The sequence below is a fragment of the Flagellimonas algicola genome, from assembly GCF_005937185.1.
GTDB classification, from domain to species: Bacteria; Bacteroidota; Bacteroidia; order Flavobacteriales; family Flavobacteriaceae; genus Flagellimonas; species Flagellimonas algicola.
In genome coordinates, this window is sequence record NZ_VCNI01000002.1 from 907,455 (window position 1) to 924,737 (window position 17,283).

General features: G+C 41.3%; 21 protein-coding genes and 1 tRNA gene. 15 read left to right on the top strand and 7 right to left on the bottom strand.

Going from position 1 to position 17,283, the window contains the following annotated elements; genetic code table 11:
- The first annotated feature begins 10 nt into the window (after positions 1-10).
- From FGG15_RS12925 to FGG15_RS12935, 3 genes are all read left to right on the top strand, one after another.
- Positions 11-961 (top strand): PorP/SprF family type IX secretion system membrane protein, encoded by a 951-nt coding sequence (locus tag FGG15_RS12925; protein ID WP_237561852.1) that lies wholly within the window; start codon positions 11-13, stop codon positions 959-961.
- A 42-nt stretch (positions 962-1,003) separates the two neighbouring features.
- Positions 1,004-1,366: a dihydroneopterin aldolase gene (folB, locus tag FGG15_RS12930; protein WP_138836869.1), complete on the top strand. Its 363-nt coding sequence runs from the start codon at positions 1,004-1,006 to the stop codon at positions 1,364-1,366.
- Between the two features lie 45 nt (positions 1,367-1,411).
- Positions 1,412-1,482 (top strand) — tRNA-Cys (locus FGG15_RS12935).
- A gap of 29 nt (positions 1,483-1,511) precedes the next feature.
- Here FGG15_RS12935 and FGG15_RS12940 read toward each other — a convergent pair.
- From FGG15_RS12940 to rnr, 3 genes are read right to left on the bottom strand one after another with little or no spacing between them, the layout of a single operon-like run.
- Positions 1,512-2,171: a LysE family translocator gene (locus tag FGG15_RS12940; protein ID WP_138836872.1), complete on the bottom strand. Its 660-nt coding sequence runs from the start codon at positions 2,169-2,171 to the stop codon at positions 1,512-1,514.
- A gap of 1 nt (position 2,172) precedes the next feature.
- Complete coding sequence (locus FGG15_RS12945) at positions 2,173-2,853, bottom strand: head GIN domain-containing protein (protein WP_138836874.1); 681 nt, start codon at positions 2,851-2,853, stop codon at positions 2,173-2,175.
- Between the two features lie 49 nt (positions 2,854-2,902).
- Positions 2,903-5,086, bottom strand: a complete 2,184-nt coding sequence (gene rnr / locus FGG15_RS12950; protein ID WP_138836877.1) for a ribonuclease R — start codon at positions 5,084-5,086, stop codon at positions 2,903-2,905.
- 590 nt (positions 5,087-5,676) lie between these two features.
- Here rnr and FGG15_RS12955 point away from each other — a divergent pair.
- From FGG15_RS12955 to FGG15_RS13010, 12 genes are all read left to right on the top strand, one after another.
- The gene (locus FGG15_RS12955; RefSeq protein ID WP_138836879.1) at positions 5,677-6,108 is read left to right on the top strand and encodes an RpiB/LacA/LacB family sugar-phosphate isomerase; all 432 of its coding nucleotides are present in this window, start codon (positions 5,677-5,679) and stop codon (positions 6,106-6,108) included.
- A gap of 9 nt (positions 6,109-6,117) precedes the next feature.
- Positions 6,118-7,035: a cation diffusion facilitator family transporter gene (locus FGG15_RS12960; RefSeq protein ID WP_138836881.1), complete on the top strand. Its 918-nt coding sequence runs from the start codon at positions 6,118-6,120 to the stop codon at positions 7,033-7,035.
- A complete protein-coding gene (locus tag FGG15_RS12965; RefSeq protein ID WP_138836883.1) occupies positions 7,035-7,478 on the top strand; it encodes a GNAT family N-acetyltransferase in 444 nt (147 codons plus the stop codon). The genes FGG15_RS12960 and FGG15_RS12965 overlap by 1 nt, the downstream gene beginning before the upstream one ends.
- 44 nt (positions 7,479-7,522) lie before the next feature.
- Positions 7,523-7,912 carry a helix-turn-helix domain-containing protein gene (locus FGG15_RS12970; RefSeq protein WP_138836885.1) on the top strand — a complete coding sequence of 130 codons (390 nt, stop codon included), beginning with the start codon at positions 7,523-7,525 and terminating at the stop codon, positions 7,910-7,912.
- Positions 7,913-7,958: 46 nt separating this feature from the next.
- On the top strand, positions 7,959-8,354 hold the full coding sequence (locus FGG15_RS12975) for a VOC family protein (RefSeq protein WP_138836887.1): 396 nt from the start codon (positions 7,959-7,961) through the stop codon (positions 8,352-8,354).
- A 114-nt stretch (positions 8,355-8,468) separates the two neighbouring features.
- Complete coding sequence (locus tag FGG15_RS12980) at positions 8,469-9,347, top strand: carboxypeptidase-like regulatory domain-containing protein (RefSeq protein WP_237561819.1); 879 nt, start codon at positions 8,469-8,471, stop codon at positions 9,345-9,347.
- 14 nt (positions 9,348-9,361) lie between these two features.
- A complete protein-coding gene (locus FGG15_RS12985; RefSeq protein ID WP_138836891.1) occupies positions 9,362-9,829 on the top strand; it encodes a hypothetical protein in 468 nt (155 codons plus the stop codon).
- Between the two features lie 42 nt (positions 9,830-9,871).
- Entirely contained in the window at positions 9,872-10,732 is an 861-nt protein-coding gene (locus tag FGG15_RS12990) for a HEPN domain-containing protein (RefSeq protein ID WP_202619559.1), read from the top strand.
- Complete coding sequence (locus tag FGG15_RS12995; protein ID WP_138836893.1) at positions 10,729-11,019, top strand: hypothetical protein; 291 nt, start codon at positions 10,729-10,731, stop codon at positions 11,017-11,019. The genes FGG15_RS12990 and FGG15_RS12995 overlap by 4 nt, the downstream gene beginning before the upstream one ends.
- A gap of 4 nt (positions 11,020-11,023) precedes the next feature.
- A complete protein-coding gene (locus FGG15_RS13000) occupies positions 11,024-11,230 on the top strand; it encodes an Imm27 family immunity protein (RefSeq protein ID WP_138836895.1) in 207 nt (68 codons plus the stop codon).
- Positions 11,231-11,366: 136 nt separating this feature from the next.
- Positions 11,367-12,059, top strand: a complete 693-nt coding sequence (locus FGG15_RS13005; protein ID WP_138836905.1) for a nitroreductase family protein — start codon at positions 11,367-11,369, stop codon at positions 12,057-12,059.
- 27 nt (positions 12,060-12,086) lie between these two features.
- Positions 12,087-13,430 (top strand): sulfatase family protein, encoded by a 1,344-nt coding sequence (locus FGG15_RS13010; protein ID WP_138836907.1) that lies wholly within the window; start codon positions 12,087-12,089, stop codon positions 13,428-13,430.
- Positions 13,431-13,480: 50 nt separating this feature from the next.
- On the opposite strand, the gene FGG15_RS13015 is transcribed toward FGG15_RS13010, so the two are convergent.
- The 4 genes from FGG15_RS13015 to FGG15_RS13030 are packed head-to-tail and all read right to left on the bottom strand — an operon-like array spanning position 13,481 to position 17,257.
- On the bottom strand, positions 13,481-14,089 hold the full coding sequence (locus FGG15_RS13015) for a hypothetical protein (RefSeq protein ID WP_138836909.1): 609 nt from the start codon (positions 14,087-14,089) through the stop codon (positions 13,481-13,483).
- Positions 14,079-15,311 carry a DNA (cytosine-5-)-methyltransferase gene (gene dcm, locus FGG15_RS13020; RefSeq protein WP_138836910.1) on the bottom strand — a complete coding sequence of 411 codons (1,233 nt, stop codon included), beginning with the start codon at positions 15,309-15,311 and terminating at the stop codon, positions 14,079-14,081. Before dcm ends, FGG15_RS13015 begins: the two co-directional genes overlap by 11 nt.
- A gap of 18 nt (positions 15,312-15,329) precedes the next feature.
- Positions 15,330-15,857, bottom strand: coding sequence for a DinB family protein (locus tag FGG15_RS13025; protein ID WP_138836913.1), 528 nt, complete (start codon positions 15,855-15,857; stop codon positions 15,330-15,332).
- A gap of 2 nt (positions 15,858-15,859) precedes the next feature.
- Complete coding sequence (locus FGG15_RS13030; protein ID WP_138836915.1) at positions 15,860-17,257, bottom strand: pyridoxal phosphate-dependent decarboxylase family protein; 1,398 nt, start codon at positions 17,255-17,257, stop codon at positions 15,860-15,862.
- Positions 17,258-17,283 lie beyond the last annotated feature (26 nt).

A 17,283-nucleotide genomic window follows, 5' to 3' on the forward strand; every position in this document is an offset into this window, starting at 1 on the left:
CTACAGCATCATGTTAAGAAAAAGCATAACCTCAATCTTCATCCTACTGCTCTCCCTCGGGGCAGTGGCACAGGAATTGACCATTCCGCAGCTTTCGCAATATATTGCGGACAACCCCTTTCTTATGTCCCCCACCTACGCTGGTATTGGGGATCATATCAAGGTTAGACTTAACGGTCTGACGCAATGGGTGGGTATTGAGGATGCCCCAGATACCCAAACTTTGGCTGCAGATGCTAGAATAGGAAACAGGTCTGGTCTTGGGATGCTTATGTACAATGATAGTAATGGGGAAACCAAGCAGCGAGGAGCTCGGATATCCTTTGCGCACCACTTGACCTTGGACAGATACGAGGATGTCTTTTTATCCTTCGGTATTTCGTATAACTTTAACCAGTTTAGGATTGATGTGGAAAACTTTACGGATTTTAATGGTCAACTTCCAACCGACGACAAGGCTACCACTAACCACAATTTTGATTTAGGTGTCTTATATCGATTTAGCAAGTTCTACATAAGCTTGAACGCTTCCAATATTTTGCCCAAGGATTTGGCACAGTTCAATCCTGTTTTTGAACCCAACACCTTGAGAAACTACTACGCCTATGCGGGTTATAGTATTTCCAAAAACAAAAACAGCAAATTGGAGATTGAACCCTCGGTTTTTTATCAATATTTTGAAAGTGATGGTCGTTCTGTAACTGACCTAAACGCCAAATTCCGTTTTCATGATTTTGAAGATTACTATTATGTGGGTGTTACCTATCGTTTTTTGAACGATCAGTTGGGGAAACCTTTGTATATAGCCCCTATTGCTGGTTTGAAAAAAAACAATTTTTACTTTGGTTATTCCTATCAGGTCATCACCAATGAAATTTTGGGATATAGCACAGGTACCCATGTTGTAACCGTTGGTATGGATCTCTTCCAGGGCATCAGCAATTGTAGGTGTATGTACTAATTAAGGGCTTTCGCTTATTTTTGTCCCACCAAAGCAAAAATTGTGGGGAAAATAAAGCTTAACAATATTAGGGTACACTCCAACCATGGGTGTTTAAAAGAGGAGATGCTTATTGGAAGTGATTATCGGGTAGATTTGGAAGTTTTTGTGAATCTTTCTGAACCTTCTACGTCTGATAAGTTAAGCGATACAGCAGATTATGTTTATCTCAACAATATTGTCAAGGAAGAAATGGCTGTTCGTTCCAATCTTTTGGAACATGTGGCCAAACGAATTCTAGATCGTGTTTTTTTGGAATTGTCCACCGTTTCCAAGGCGGAAATAGAGGTCGCAAAAATCAATCCTCCCATAGGAGGAGATGTACAGAGTGTAAGCGTGGTTTTAAAGGCTGAAAGACCTGCTTAAAGGTTTGGGTAAGCTAAAAAAAGTAGTACATTTGCACCCTAAAATGGCATCGTGGCCGAGTGGCTAGGCACAGCTCTGCAAAAGCTTGTACAGCGGTTCGAATCCGCTCGATGCCTCAAGAACCCAACCAAATGGTTGGGTTTTTTTATTCGCTAATGCGTTCTATGCCCTCTTTGATATCAAACTTTTCCTTGGGTAAAAATCCCTTGATAATTAAGACTATTCCACAAACAATGATTACCAATCCAAGAACTTTTTTGATCAATACAATTCGTTCCTTGGTCAAATATTTTTTCAATTGTTTGGCCAATAGAATCTTAAAGACATCAGTTATAAAATAAACAACAATCATAGTGCTGAAGAACACCAAGATCCTGTTTGGATTATTGTCCAAACTAGGCCCCACAATCACAATCAATCCCAACCAAAATGCCAGCACCCCTATATTGATGAAGTTTAAAAGAAATCCCTTTATCATCAACCCAGCGTAAGTGCCTTTTGAAGCTTTCAGATTTTCTTTTTTGGAAGCCTTCTTTGCAAAAATAACGATACCGTATACCAACAAAATCATACCTCCAAAGACAAAAAGACCTGGTTGGTTGCTCAGGTTTTCCAAAAGCTGAAAACTACTAAAGTAGGCTATCACCAAAAAGACAATATCAGCCACAATCACTCCAAAATCAAAGCTAATACCGGCCCTAAAACCTTTGGTTGCACTTGTTTCCAAAAGCACAAAAAAAACGGGGCCAATCATAAAGGCCAATAAAAACCCCAAGGGTATTGCTGCTTGAATGTCTTCTACCATACTAATCCATCCGAATTACTTTCCCGCCAAAAACTGTTTTTTCATCCATCTTTAAAGGATCCCCATACACCAGTACCTCCCCACCTGCTTTAACATTAGCCTTTACATATTCTTTAGCATAGATTGCGGCATTTCCACCGGCATTCACGGTAATTGTGGAAAATTTGGTCTTGAATTCCTTTCCGTTATATTCACCGCCAGTGTTGATAACCACATCTTGGGTGTCCGCAAAACCTTTTACTGCTATTTGCCCACCTGTGATTGCCTTGACCAAAAGCTGTTCTGTTTGACAGTTGATTTCCAATTCTCCCCCTTCCTGAGCCCTTAAATCCAACACACTTTGAACCATGGTTTCCTGCGAGCTTATTTTAGCATCTTCATTGACATCTATAACCACCAGTTCTCCTGCATGGAATAAATCGACAAAGGTCCTGTAGCCACTAAAAATCTTGTCAATTTCCATTCTAATTTTTAGCACTCCATCGTTATTGACAATGGCCACTTTTTGTGTATGAGCCCCTTTGATTACGGCCTTATTTTCATCCGACTTTATCAAATTGATGGAAATTCCATCAAAACCCTTTACCTCTGAAAAAGATTCCAGTTCTTGAGTAAGCTGCTCTTCCTGTGCCTGCATCAGCTGAAACGAAATGAACAGCATCAGTATTCTAAAAGCTTTCATGTTTCAAAGTATTATGCGCAATTGGTTCACAAAATGTATTCCAAAAAAATCACTTTTTCCTGCCCACAAGGGAAAAATCCAAATGTCTTTTTATTAAATCCGTTTCCTTTACCATCACATAGACCTCGTCCCCTAACTGGTACATTCGTTTGGTACGCTCTCCCACAATGGCAAAATTACGTTCATCAAACACATAATAATCATCTTTGATATCCCGTATACGAACCATACCCTCGCATTTGTTCTCAATAATTTCCACATAAATGCCCCATTCCGTAACACCAGAAATTACCCCAAGGAACTTTTGGTTCCTGTGGTCTTCCATAAACTTGATCTGCATATACTTGATGGAATCCCGTTCCGCACTGGCGGCCAACAACTCCATATCAGAGGAATGCCGGCATTTATCCTCGTACAAGGTATCTTTTGGAGGTTTGCCCCCATCCAAATAATGTTGCAACAACCGATGCACCATTACATCAGGATACCTTCGGATTGGGGAGGTAAAATGGGTATAGTATTCAAAGCCCAAACCGTAATGGCCAATATTCTCTGTGGTGTAAATGGCCTTGCTCATACTTCTAATGGTCAAAGTATCCACCAGGTTCTGCTCCTTCTTCCCTTTTACATCTTTCAGCAGCTGATTTAAGGAGTTGTTCAAGCTTTTTTTATCCTTGAGATTAATGGAATGTCCAAACCTTGAAATAACCCCATTTAAAGCCATTAATTTTTCCTCATCCGGTTCGTCATGGATTCGATAAACAAAGGTCTTTTTTTGTTTGCCAATAAACTCGGCAACCTTCTTATTGGCCAATAACATAAATTCCTCTATGAGCTTGTTGGCATCCTTGGATTCTTTGAAATAAACGCCTTCCGGTTCATTCTTCGCATTAAGATTAAATCGCACTTCAATCTTATCAAAAGAAATAGCTCCAGCGTCCATCCGTTGTTTACGCATGATCTTGGCCAACTTATCAAAAGTCAAAATAGCCTCAACTACATCATCCGAAACGGTATATGCATCCTCCCTAATGGAAATCTCCTTTGGAATTTTAGCTTGTTTGGTTTCAATCACATGTTGTGCTTCCTCATAAGCAAAACGTTCATTGGAATTAATAGCAGTACGTCCAAACCATTGATTGATCAACCTGGCATTTTCATCTATCTCGAAAATGGCCGAAAATGTATATTTTTCTTCATTGGGTCTCAAGGAACAAGCCAGATTAGACAGCACCTCAGGAAGCATGGGAACCACCCTGTCCACCAAATAGACTGAAGTAGCCCGTTCGTACGCCTCATCTTCCAAAACTGTATCCGTTTGCAAATAGTGTGAAACATCCGCAATATGGATTCCGATTTCGTAGTTTCCATTTTCCAACTTTTGGAAAGAAAGAGCATCATCAAAATCCTTGGCATCTTTGGGATCAATGGTAAAGGTCAAAACATCCCGCATATCCCTTCGCTTGGCAATCTCGGATTCCTTGATGGAGGTATCCAGGGTTTTGGCAAACTGCTCCACTTCATACGGAAATTCATACGGCAGACCATATTCTGCCAAAATGGAATGGATTTCAGTATTGTGTTCCCCCGGTTTTCCTAAAATTTCCAGAACTTCACCATAAGGAGAATCGGCATCATCTGGCCAATTACCTAAAGCTACCACAACCTTATCCCCATCTTTTGCCTTTTTCAGCTTATCCAGGGGAACAAAAATATCAGTATACATTTTTGGATCGGTAGGTCTAACAAAGGCAAAGGTCTTTTGCTTATCCACAATGCCAACATAGCTGCTTTTTCTTCGTTCCAGCACTTTGGAAATCTCCCCTTCAGGCTTCTTTCCATTCCGTCTGGGTCTTAGAAATATCTCAACCATATCGCCATGAAAGGCCTTGTTGAGTTTGTTGTATGGAACAAATATGTCATTATCAAAATCCTCAGTAATGATATACGCGTTCCCGCTGGTGGTCAAATCCACCTTTCCGGTGTAATAGGTATGCAATGAAGGTTTCTTCTTGAACTTGCCCGTTTCCACTTCCAAGATTCTATTGGTAGCCTTTAATTGCCCCAATCGTTTGATTAAGGCGTTCCGGTCCCGGGTATCTGATATACCCATTTTAGAAGCTATCTGTTTGTAGTTGAAGCTTTTAGAGGGTTCTTTTTCCAGTACTGTAAAAATGCCCTTGGTAATCTCATTCTTGCGTTGACTACTGGCTCTCTTCTTTTTCTTTGACATCTACAGTTTAATTTTTTGAAAATTACGAATTATAATAAGGCAGCATCATTTTATGGCAAACAATCGTTTCACACAGTTGTTTTATCAACATATATTAATATTCCCTTTTTCTTTCTTTTTTAAAATTTAGAAAAATGATGATTATGATAGCTTGTTGAAATGTGGGATAAATAAATCTGAAAAAAATTGACTTCAACAGGTAAGAAAGTTTGTGAACAAACTATCAATGGAAAAGAAAATTAAAAATCAACGGATTAGATTTTTAATGAACATAATTTGATAAGTGTTTTCAACATGAATTTCTTGAAAACTATATTCAAATTTTATGTTGACTACCGGAAATAATTGTTGCTTAAAGGTTGATTACTTTCTGATGGATTAAACGCAGAAATTTCGATTTTAATATGTAATGCCATTATTTTTTGAATAATAAAAATTTAATTCCCGCAAGTTGTTTACCAACGATCAACAAAAGACTATTTTTCTCAAAGTTCTGAATATGAAGGAACTGTATAATATGGCTGATATTTATCAACATCCCAACTTCAAAAGAATCGTACCTTTGTATTTACCAATCTAAATCTTGAACAATGAAAATAGCTATAGGAAATGACCATGCCGGTACCGACTACAAACTGGCAATTATTGGCCTGTTAAAATCAAAAGGAATTGAAGTCACCAATTATGGTACCGATGGTACGGATAGCGTAGATTATCCGGACTTTGTGCACCCTGTTGCCGATGATGTTGAAGCGGGTAAAGCAGACCTGGGCATTGTCATCTGCGGTAGCGGAAATGGCGCCAGCATGACTATCAACAAACATCAAAATGTTAGAGGGGCCTTGTGTTGGAGCAAGGAGATTACCGCTTTGGCCCGTGAACATAACGACGCCAACATTTTAAGCCTTCCGGCTCGCTTTGTAGCACTACCACAAGCCTTGGAAATGGTAGAAACTTTTTTGAATACCGAATTTGAAGGCGGTCGACACGAGCGACGCATAGAAAAAATTCCCTGCAGATAAGATGGATTAATGGGGCACCACCACCATCACGGGCATTCGCATTCCCACAATGACTTAAAGGGAAGAAATCTTCTTATATCCATAGTTCTCAATATTGCGATTACCGTTTCGCAAGTTATAGGCGGGCTTATTTCGGGCAGTCTGGCACTTTTGTCTGATGCGTTACATAATTTTAGTGATGTCCTTTCCTTGATTATCAGTTATGTGGCTGCTTTGTTGGGACGAAAAAAGGCATCAAAAAATAAAACTTTTGGTTATAAACGTGCTGAAATCTTGGCAGCCTTCATCAACGCCGCAACCTTAATGGTGGTAGCTGTAATATTGATGATTGAAGCCGTGGAACGCTTTTTTGAGCCACAGGAAATTGAGTCCAACCTGGTGATTTGGCTGTCTTTGATTGCCATTTTGGGTAACGGCTTTAGTGTATTGCTGCTGAAAAAGGATTCTGAGGATAATATGAACATGAAATCGGCCTATCTGCATTTACTTACGGACATGATGGCCTCTGTGGCGGTTTTGTTGGGAGGTGTATTGATGAAATTTTACCAAATTTTCTGGGTGGATGCCGTGCTCACCATGGCCATTGCCCTGTATCTAATTTATATGGGATACGATTTGTTGAAGGAATCCACCAAGGTTTTGATGCTGTTTACCCCATCAACCATTGAAGTGAAGGAAATAGTGGAGTCCATTTGTACCTTGGAACCGGTAAAAAATGTACACCACGTACATATTTGGCAGTTGAACGAAGAGGAAATCCATTTGGAGGCGCATATCGATTTTAAGGAAGACATTAAACTATCGGAATTTGATAGAATATTGGTGGATATTGAAGAGCATGTATATCATAAACATGGCATCAACCATGTAAACATCCAACCCGAGTTTGATAAATGTGATTCCAAAAGCGTAATTGTACAGGATTGATGGAAATACAGATTAAAACCTTTGATCAATTAACCACCAATGAGCTCTACCAGCTTTTGCAGTTGCGCAGTGCCGTTTTTGTGGTGGAACAAGATTGCGTGTATCAAGATGTGGACGGAAAGGATCAAAAAGCAATCCATGTTTTGGGAACAAAAGAAGGCAAACTTGCAGCTTACACCCGAATGTTTGGCCCTGGGGATTACTTTGATAATCCAAGCATTGGAAGAGTGGTGGTTGCTCAGGACCAACGGCAATTTGGATATGGCAAGGTGATTATGGAAGCTTCCATCCAAGATTTGGAATCCCGATATCCCAAGAAGACTCTAGAGCTTTCCGCACAGACCTATTTGTTAAGATTCTACAACAGTTTAGGTTTTAAGGAAACGGGTGCGGAATATTTAGAGGACGGAATTCCGCATGTGAGGATGGTGCGAACCCAATAAAGCACTGAAATGCCTAATTTTATGAGTCTATAGCTAGGTAAAGTATGACTTTTTACGAGAAGGAAATACATAGAGTAGGCCGGATTATCTATGCCAACCGATCTCAGATTGACACGGTTATACGGACCCGAAAGTACTTGGACCGGAATTACGAAGCCAATGTGAACCTAAATCTATTGGCCAGAACCCATGCTGTTTCAAAATTTCATTTGTTGCGCCTGTTTAAAAAATACTACGGCCTTACCCCCGCAAAGTATGTAACGGACAAACGCATTGCAATGTCCAAGCAACACCTGGAGAACGGAATGTCGGCAACCCAAACCTGTTTTGCGGTAGGATTCGAGAGTTTGGGGTCTTTTAGCACCCTTTTTAAAAGGAAAACAGGAAAAACTCCGTTCGAGTACCAAAAAGAGCAACTTTCGAGAAGCTTTTAGTAGTTTTATTCCACACCTTGCCCGCTCTAACCTAAATTGAAAAAACATGAGAGTTACTGTGATCAGCATACCCGTATTGGACCAGGAAAAAGCACTGCAATTCTATACCCTAAAATTGGGGTTTATCAAAAAACGTGACATCCCCTTGGATGGCGGTAACCGTTGGTTGACCTTGGTCTCCAAAGATGCCCAAGATGGCCCCGAACTGCTTTTGGAGCCCGCCCCCCTTCATTTTGAACCCTCAAAAGTATACCAAGAAGAGCTTATGAAAGCTGGAATTCCCTATACCCAGTTTGATGTGGACGATGTACAAAAAGAATACGACCGGCTAGTTGAACTTGGCGTGGAATTTAGCGTAAAACCCACTGCAATGGGCACTTTAAAAGTTGCGGTTTTAAACGACACCTGTGGGAATAACATTCAGTTGGTGGAGGAATTATAAAAGTATCTTTCTAACTTTTATCGATTACTCAACCAATTACCCACTTCACTCATTCTTGATTTTATAAATTGACTCGAACAGGTACTTTTGGTTTGAACGATTAACCAAACCATTGTGAAAAATCTCATATTATTCGCATTCTTATTAATTTTTGATTTTGCCTTTGGACAAACAACCGACTATTCGGGCGTGGTCATAGCTAAAAGTGATAAAACACCTTTGCCAGGAGCAATTGTGTTGGTCAAAGGCACAAAAATTGGGACACAAACCGACTTTGACGGGAATTTTAACATCAGTGTTCCAGATTCTTTGAACACGCTGACCATTTCATACATTGGATTCAAAACACAAGAAATAAAATTGGATAAACCACGGTTACTAGAAATCTTTCTCAAAGAAGATTGTAACATATGTTATTTTGATTATCAAGATATTGGTGTTCATGCCATGAGTGGGGTATTAAATAACCCTATTGGGGGCCAGTTGTATTTTTCAACACCCGCCATGTTCGGTGGCACTACGTTAAAAACAAATTTCGCTTATCAAACCAACCTGAAGGAAAATAGGTTTTTAAATTCTTCCGTTAGTTTGGTCCATTTATTTATGGATTGTGGGTTTGATTTGGACCTAAAAGCATCCCTCAGAAACGTAAATCACAACAATAATATAGACTCACAGAGCTATAGCTTTGAAAGCAGCATAAATATTAGGGGAATAAAACTTCTGGCTGGATTCAGTACTATAGATTACGTAGAATTGGATAAAAACAAAATGGTTAAGTCCAACGGGCCGTTGGTCGGTTTCGGCAAATGGCTCCATGATCCTTTCTATGCTGAATTTAAGGCAACAATGAGCATTTACAGAAACGTGAGCGAATATCAGGTGGAAGTGAAACGCAACTTCAGACGATTATCAACTTTTATCCGATATAATAAGATAGGGGGCTTTAATGAAATAAACTTGGGCGTAGGATATCAATTTAACTACTATTAAAAAAAAAGGGACAAATGAAAACCAAAGCCTCTTACTTGATTCTTTTTCTAGCATATTTTTCTTTTGGCCAATCTGATGAAGTCAATGATTTTTTTCAACCCAAAGAGACCGATTCCTTATACATTAAAGCATTAGAAAATTACATTGAACAATTAGAAGATAGTGAGTCAAAAACCGTTTATATCGAGAATGAGAATTACCTGATGAGAGTGCCAGAAACAATAGGTGGATCTGAAATTGTCAAGCTGGGTCTTGCAAATCGTAAAGCCCATTTTAGGAAAAACAAAAACCAATTGACCTTGGTAGAAGTTTCCCCATTGACAATTGAAAAAGGCTTTTTCTATATTACATTGGTTCCGTATAGGGCAAAATTAAAGGGAAAGAAAAAAATGGATTTAATGTATAGCCATTTCCATTCTACTTATTTCAAATTTGTTGAAGGAAAACTTGTTGTCCACAAAACCGAAACCGGTGGAATTTAAAGAGAAACCCACCCTCCCAAAATAATTCCTTACATTCCCCTTGTGAACCATCTCCCCAAATCCAAACAAGAAGAACTGCAACTGCTTACCGAGCAGCTTTCCGCCTTTAAGGAGGTGGAAATGGTGATTCTCTTTGGCAGCCATGCCCGCGGTAATTGGGTGGAGGATAAATATGTGGAAAAGGGCATCACCTACGAATACCGCAGCGATTTTGACCTTCTCGTAGTGCTAACCCATGAAGATTTAAAACAAAAATTCAGGATAGAGGGCAGGGTAAAACAGGAATTGGTGGATACCGGAAAGGTGACCACGCCCGTAAGCCTGATTTTCCACGGCATAAAACAACTCAACGCTTCTTTATCCCAAGGCAACTACTTTTTTAAGGACATTAAAGAAGAGGGGATTGTACTCTACGATTCCCAAAAGTTTAAGCTCGCCAACCCTAAAAAGTTGACTGCGGAGCAGTACCGCCAAAAGACCCAAGATCATTTCGACCAATGGTTTACTAGTGCAAGTGAGTTTTTGGAAACTTTTGAATTTGAAATGAGCAAAGAAAGATTTCCAAAGGCTGCCTTTGAACTTCACCAAGCCACCGAGCGTTTTTACACCACTATTTTGCTGGTTTTTACGGATTACCGCCCCAAAGACCACAATCTGGAGACCTTGGGCATAAAAGTAGAAATGTGCGATGCTCGTTTTGCCGTCTTCCCCAAAACCACGGACGAGGAAAAACACCTGTTTGAACTCCTAAAACGTGCCTATATAGATGCCCGCTACAAAATGGACGAATACCAGATTACCAAAGCCGAACTGGAATATCTGGCGGAACGGGTGAATGAACTCAAACAGTTAACGGAGGAGATTTGTGGGGTGAAGATTGGGGAGATAGGGGGAAAGCAATGAAATATGTTGCAACATATCAAATACATGACACTTTCAAGATTACTGGAAGGGGAATTGTTTTTGCAGGACATATCCAAGAAGGTAAGCTTGTTATCGGAAATATTATCAAGTTTGATTTTAATGGACGAACACTTGAACGCAAAATAAAGGGAATTGGTGACGGAATGAGAGTTGTTGAGGGTTATCCAAGTGTTGGGGTGATGATTGAGAGTTTGAATGAAGAAGAAATTGAACATTTGAGGAATTGGAGTCCAAATAAGACTGAAGCAAAAATATATTCGCAGTAAATCCATGAAATTGAACATCGAAAATTTAAAGAAAGTTGCTTCAGATGATACCGGGTGGAATACACTTTACTTGGATGAGGAACAACAAATCTATTGGGAGAAGACCTATCAAAATAGTGAAATACATGGAGGCGGAAGTCCGATGTTTTTGCAAATAGAGTTAACCAGCACAATAATGGAAAAGTACAACTTACATAAGTCAAACATTTGACCCATATAGAACCAACCAATAATGTTCTGGAACAAAAAGAAAAAACCGCCTATTACCGAAGCGGACAAAGAATCCGTTCAAAAGTATATTTTGGAAAAAATCAGCAGAACCTGAAATCAATTAAAAGGTAAGCACAATGACAACACCAGACCACATTACCCTCAACGGCTATAAACATGTTTTATATGAAGGTGAGACATATTCAGCCACCGAATCCATTGAGCGAAGCAGGGCCTTTCATAAATGGTTGGATAAACGGAGATCCGTTCGAGAATTTTCGGACCAAGATGTACCCAAGGAAATCATTGATAATTTGATTTTAAGCGCTTCCACGGCACCTTCTGGAGCCCACAAGCAACCCTGGACCTTTTGTGCAGTGTCCAACCCTACCCTTAAATCTGAAATAAGGAAAGCTGCGGAAGCCGAGGAAAAGGAAAGCTACGAACACCGGATGAGTGAACGTTGGAAAAAGGACTTGGAGCCCCTTGGCACAGATATGCATAAACCTTTTTTGGAAATTGCGCCCTGGTTGATCATTGCTTTTAAAAAAGCCTACGAGTTTGATGAAAATGGGAACAAATACAACAATTACTACGTAAACGAATCCATCGGAATCGCATGTGGCATGTTGATTTCGGCTATTCATAATGCTGGTTTGGTAACCCTGACCCACACCCCAAGCCCCATGAATTTTCTAACCAAAATACTGGACAGACCAAGCAATGAAAGGGCCTTTTTATTGCTTCCGGCGGGCTATCCCAAAAACCCGGCCTATGTGCCAGATATCCATAGGAAAAGACTGGATGAAATCGCTGTTTTTTATGAGTAGGTAAAACATATCGCCATATATTGAAGCATGAATAAATTCATATACTTCAGCTTGATCGTTCTCCTTTGCAGTTGTAAAGAAAAACAGAACAACAGGGTTGAAAAGCACCTCCCCAATGTTGTTGTCATTATGGCGGATGATCTGGGTTATGGCGGTATTTCAAGCTATGGCGACACCATTGTACAAACTCCAAATTTGGATATGTTGGCTGCAAATGGAATAAAATTCACTGACTTTCATTCTAACGGGGCAGTGTGCAGTCCAACACGAGCTGCTTTTATAACAGGCAAATATCAACAGCGAACCGGTGTTGGAGGAGTTATCACGGCTAAAAGCCACAGAGATGTGGGCTTGGGCCTGGGGGAAACCACCATGGCAGAAGAATTCAAGAAGCACGGCTATAATTGCGGCATGTTCGGAAAGTGGCATTTGGGCTATGCGAAGGAGTTCAACCCCACCTTGCAGGGGTTTGATGAGTTCACGGGCTTTGTAAGCGGGAATGTGGATTATCATGCGCACATAGACCAAGAAGGATATCTGGACTGGTGGAACGGGGCTGAAATCAACAACGAGAAAGGATATACCACGGACTTGATCACGGACTATGGCATAAAATATATAAAAGCGAACAACCCAAAAGAGACAGGAAAACCCTTCTTTCTGTATTTGCCCCATGAAGCGCCACATGGGCCATATCAAAGACGCGTGGATTCCATTTTGAGGAAGGTAGGCACAGCAGGAACCAAACAGGTGAATAAGGACAGCATTCCATCCATCTACAAAGAAATGGTGGAAGTTATGGACGAAGGGATTGGCAAAACCATCCAGGCGCTAAAGGAAATTGGGGAATACGAAAATACCATAGTGGTTTTTATGTCGGATAATGGGGCGAATAGATATGGCAATAATGGCAGCTTAAGGGATTTTAAGGGAAGTGTTTACGAAGGAGGGAGTCGTGTGCCGGCAATTTTCAGCTACCCTGAAAAAATTAACCAGGGAAGGGTCAACCATCAGCTTGTGCTCTCCATGGACTGGTTGCCCACCCTCCTGGATTTAATCGGGGAGCAACCGAGCTCCCCAAACATAGATGGAATCAGCATAAAGGAAAGTTTATTACATGGTACAGAATTGCCGCAACGCGATGTCTTTTTTGAGTATGCGAACAAAAGCTTTGTTCGAAGCGGTGACTGGAAGTTGATTCGTGTAGAACAGGGGAATGAAAACAAAATGGAACTGTACAATTTATCCAGCGACTTGCAGGAGAAACATGACCGAAGTGCTGATTACCCTGAATTGGTCAAAGCACTTGCCGAAAAGCTCGCAAGATGGAAGAAGGAGGTTCACGAGGGAGTCAATATGGTGGCTGAATAATTCTTAAAACCAGCTGACAGGCAAATTTTTTTTGTCTGGGCTTAGCCAAATTAAACCAACCGCTTTCCGACTCCTATACGGATTAAGAATTCTAATTTTAAAATGAGATTTACCGGCTCTTCAACTTTGTTTTTTCTGGAGAAAAAAAGATAACCTTCTGTCTGTGGATTCAGCATATTCAATTCCATTTTCCCATGGTAATCGGGTTGCGAAAGCGCCAATTGTTCCATTTTCTCTTTGGTTAGTTTCCACGAAGCAAGAAAATCCAATAGCTTTTCTCGGTTTACAAAAGTGATGTTGCAGGCGGTAAATTTGTCCTTTTCATCTGCATAAATCCCGGTAATCAAGGAATAGAAATCAGTTTTTTTGGTGGCATCCAAAAACCATCCCGTTTTTGGTTCCCCATCTTTTTCATAACAAAGTTCAAAGGCAAAAGTGGGCAAGTTTTCATTGGGGTAATCGAGCTGGGCTTTTTCATCGATATGGTAAAGGAGACCTGTTTGTTTGTGTGTAAAGACCAAATCTATGCCCTGAAGCTGCGCTTCAGTATCAGAAATGCGCTTAAAGAAATATCGCCTTAAATGTTTTTGATATTGGATGTCCAAAAACTGGGACAACAAACGCTCTTTGGCAAGGTCGTCTTCAAAATTACTCTTCAAGTTCCTGGATTTTCCGCAACAGGGCGGCACCAATTTCTTTCACCACACCAACAACTAAAGCATTGCCCATAAAAAAAGCACGTTTGGCATCGGAAATGCCCGCTAGTTGGGTGTGATTGTCCGGAAACATGTTCAACCGTTCCAATTCAACTGGGGAAAGCCTGCGCAATCCCTTTGATGTTTGTACCACATGTTTAAACCGGGATGGGGACTTTCCGCCCTCTCCGGTAATGATGGTTCTGGAAGGTTGATCAAGGGCATCTGGGAAAACCATACTGCCTTCACTGTAATTATATTCAAAACCAGCTTTGGTTCTTCGAATTTCTTTTTTGGCCCCTTTTAAATATTCCCATTTCGGCAGCTCTTCTTCAGCAATAAACAAGCTCTCGTCCGCACTGCCGTTTTCCAAAATATCGGCAAGCACCTGTCCCGTTTTTTGCGGAAGCGGTTCAGTTTTTAAGGTGGACACCTGTCCGTCAACACACACTCCTGAATTTAAAAAAGGGGAAAGCCCCTTTTCAGCATTAAATTGCTCGGAAAGCTCCACCAAACTTTGGTCTATGGAAAAACGTTGGACATGTTGCGATGTAGCTTCAACGGAAAAAGCTGAAGCTAGGGTTCCTTGTTCCAAAATCCAGTCCTTGACTGGAACTTTTCGCATAAATTCAAAAAGGGGGGAGGTTTTGTGGTAACCCAGAAAAAATACGCGCCTTCGGCGTTGGGGCATTCCATACTCAGCTGCATTGATCACGCGCCACTCCACTGCATAGCCCAAGTCGTTGAGACTTTTCAACATGATGCCAAAATCCCGTCCGCGTTGCGAGGATGGGGATTTCAACAGCCTATCTACATTTTCAAAAAAGAGGTATTTGGGTTTGGTTTTTTTCTCGGATATAATACGATGGATGGACCACCAAAGCACACCCTTTTTTCCAATAAGTCCCTTGGAATTTTTTAGGGTGGTGGCCACGGAATAGTCTTGGCACGGAAAGCCCCCTACCAAAACATCATGGTCTGGAATCGCGTCGGTGGACACTTCTTCAATATTTTGGTTGGAATGGTTTTCGGCCCCAAAACGGGCCTCATACACCAAGGAAGCATGCTGCATTTTTGTTGAAGGCTCCCATTGGTTGCTCCAGACCACTTTAAAGTGCTCGGTGTCCTCCAAACCCAATCGGAAACCACCAACTCCGGCAAAAAGCTCACATACCGTCAACTGCATGCCCAAAAATAGGATTTTCTATAAGTCCTTCAGGATTCTGATGTAATTTTTCCACGGACCGACGTCATTGGCATAATGCTTTACCATTACCCGACTCATTTGATTAATGTGGGCCAAATCATGCACGGTCCAAGTGGAAAGCAGCTGTCTTAAACTCACTTCCCCCAAATCGGGATGCACTCCTATTTTATCCAAATCCTCCTCACTTAATTTCCAGGATTTAAGCTGGTTCAATGACGACTCCCGAAGGCTGGCAAATTCCTCCAGCAGATCTTCCATGGTTTTCCCTTGGGATAATTTTTCCTGCGCAAAACGGTCAAAAGGCTCAAAGGTTTTGTCGGAACCATCCCCTAGAATTATTTCCGCCCTAGGAATCCAATCGGTTTGCTCTCCATGGATCAAATGGCCCAAAATATCATAGGCGCTCCAAGTACGAGGGCCTTCATTTATGTTGGCCCAGTTGGCGTCCAGTTCGTAGAAAAGGGTCTTAAAAACCGCCGGAGTCCGCTCCAAAATTTTGATGGATTTGTCTAAATTGAAATTCATGATCATTGTTTTTTGGCCTTGGCCAGTGATTGTTTAAAGGAAGCTACGGCCTTGGAAATATCATCTTCCGTAGTGGCCCAGGAGCAAATGCTCACACGGATAACCTTTCGGTTTTTCCATTGTGAACCTCCAACCCAGCAGACCCGTTCTTGTTGAATGTTGAACATGGCGTGCTGGGTCAGTTTATCCGTTTCACATTGAACCAAAACTTGGTTGAAAACTACATCGTTCAGCACTTCAAAACCCTCTACTTTTGAGATTTCATTCTTAAACATGGTCGCCCTGTGGTGCATGGTTTCAACCAGGTCGGATACTCCTTCCTTGCCCAAGTATTTCAACGCGGCCCATAGTTCAATAATCCGCGCTCGCCTGGACATTTCTGGAGTGTAGAACATCCCATCACGTTCTTCGCCTTTAACAATATAACTGCCGGTCATGTGCAAAGCCGATTTTAGCGCTTCAGGATGCTTGCAAAGGACAATACCACTATCATAGGGAGTGTTTAGGGTCTTATGGGCATCCACAGCCCAAGAATGGGCATGTTCCATTCCATGGGTAAGGTGGGATAGACTTTTTGTGGCCCCGGCCCAAAGCCCAAAGGCACCATCAATGTGAATCCAAGCTCCCTTTTTGGAGGCGGATTGGCAAATGGCCTTAAAATCGTCAAAAGACCCCGAGTTTACATTCCCAGCCTGAAGAATTAGAATACAGCTATCGTCCAATTCCGGGATTTGGGACGGGATGATTCGGCCTTGATCATCCGTGTCTACCCACTCAATATTTTTATAACCAAAACCTAGCAAGGAAATAGCTTTGATTACCGTTGAATGTGCTTGGTTTCCTGTAATGATTCGCAATTTTGGACTGCTGTTCAGGCCATTTTCGTTCACGTTCCATCCCAATTTTTCAAGTTGATGGAATCGACCAGCCGCCAAACCGCAAAAATTAGCCAAGGAAGTGCCACTTACAAATCCAGCAGCGGTATTATCGGCAAGATTAAACAGCTGCCGTAACCAGTTCTCAACAACGGCCTCGAGCTTACTTCCAATGGGCGACAACACTTGCATGGCTGGAGCTTGGTCCCAAACCGTTGACAGGGACTTGGCTGCAAGGGTAATGGGGAGGGAGCTGCCGTTGACGAATCCAAAATAACGGCCGCCAAGAGTGGCTACCGTTGCGGGACCGCCATGGGTGTTCAACAATTCCAAAATTTCGGAGGAATCCCCTCTTTGCTCAGGCAAGCCTTCCTCAAAATGTTTTAGGTTTTCCAGCGCCTCTTCTGAGGGATATATGTTGCGGTCGAATACAGTATCAATATATGATTTGGCATAGTCGTGGGCCGCTGTCAAGTCGGATTTGGTTTCCAACTCGTGAAGCATTTGTTCTTGTAGATTTTTCATATTGATATATTTGAAATTATCGATTT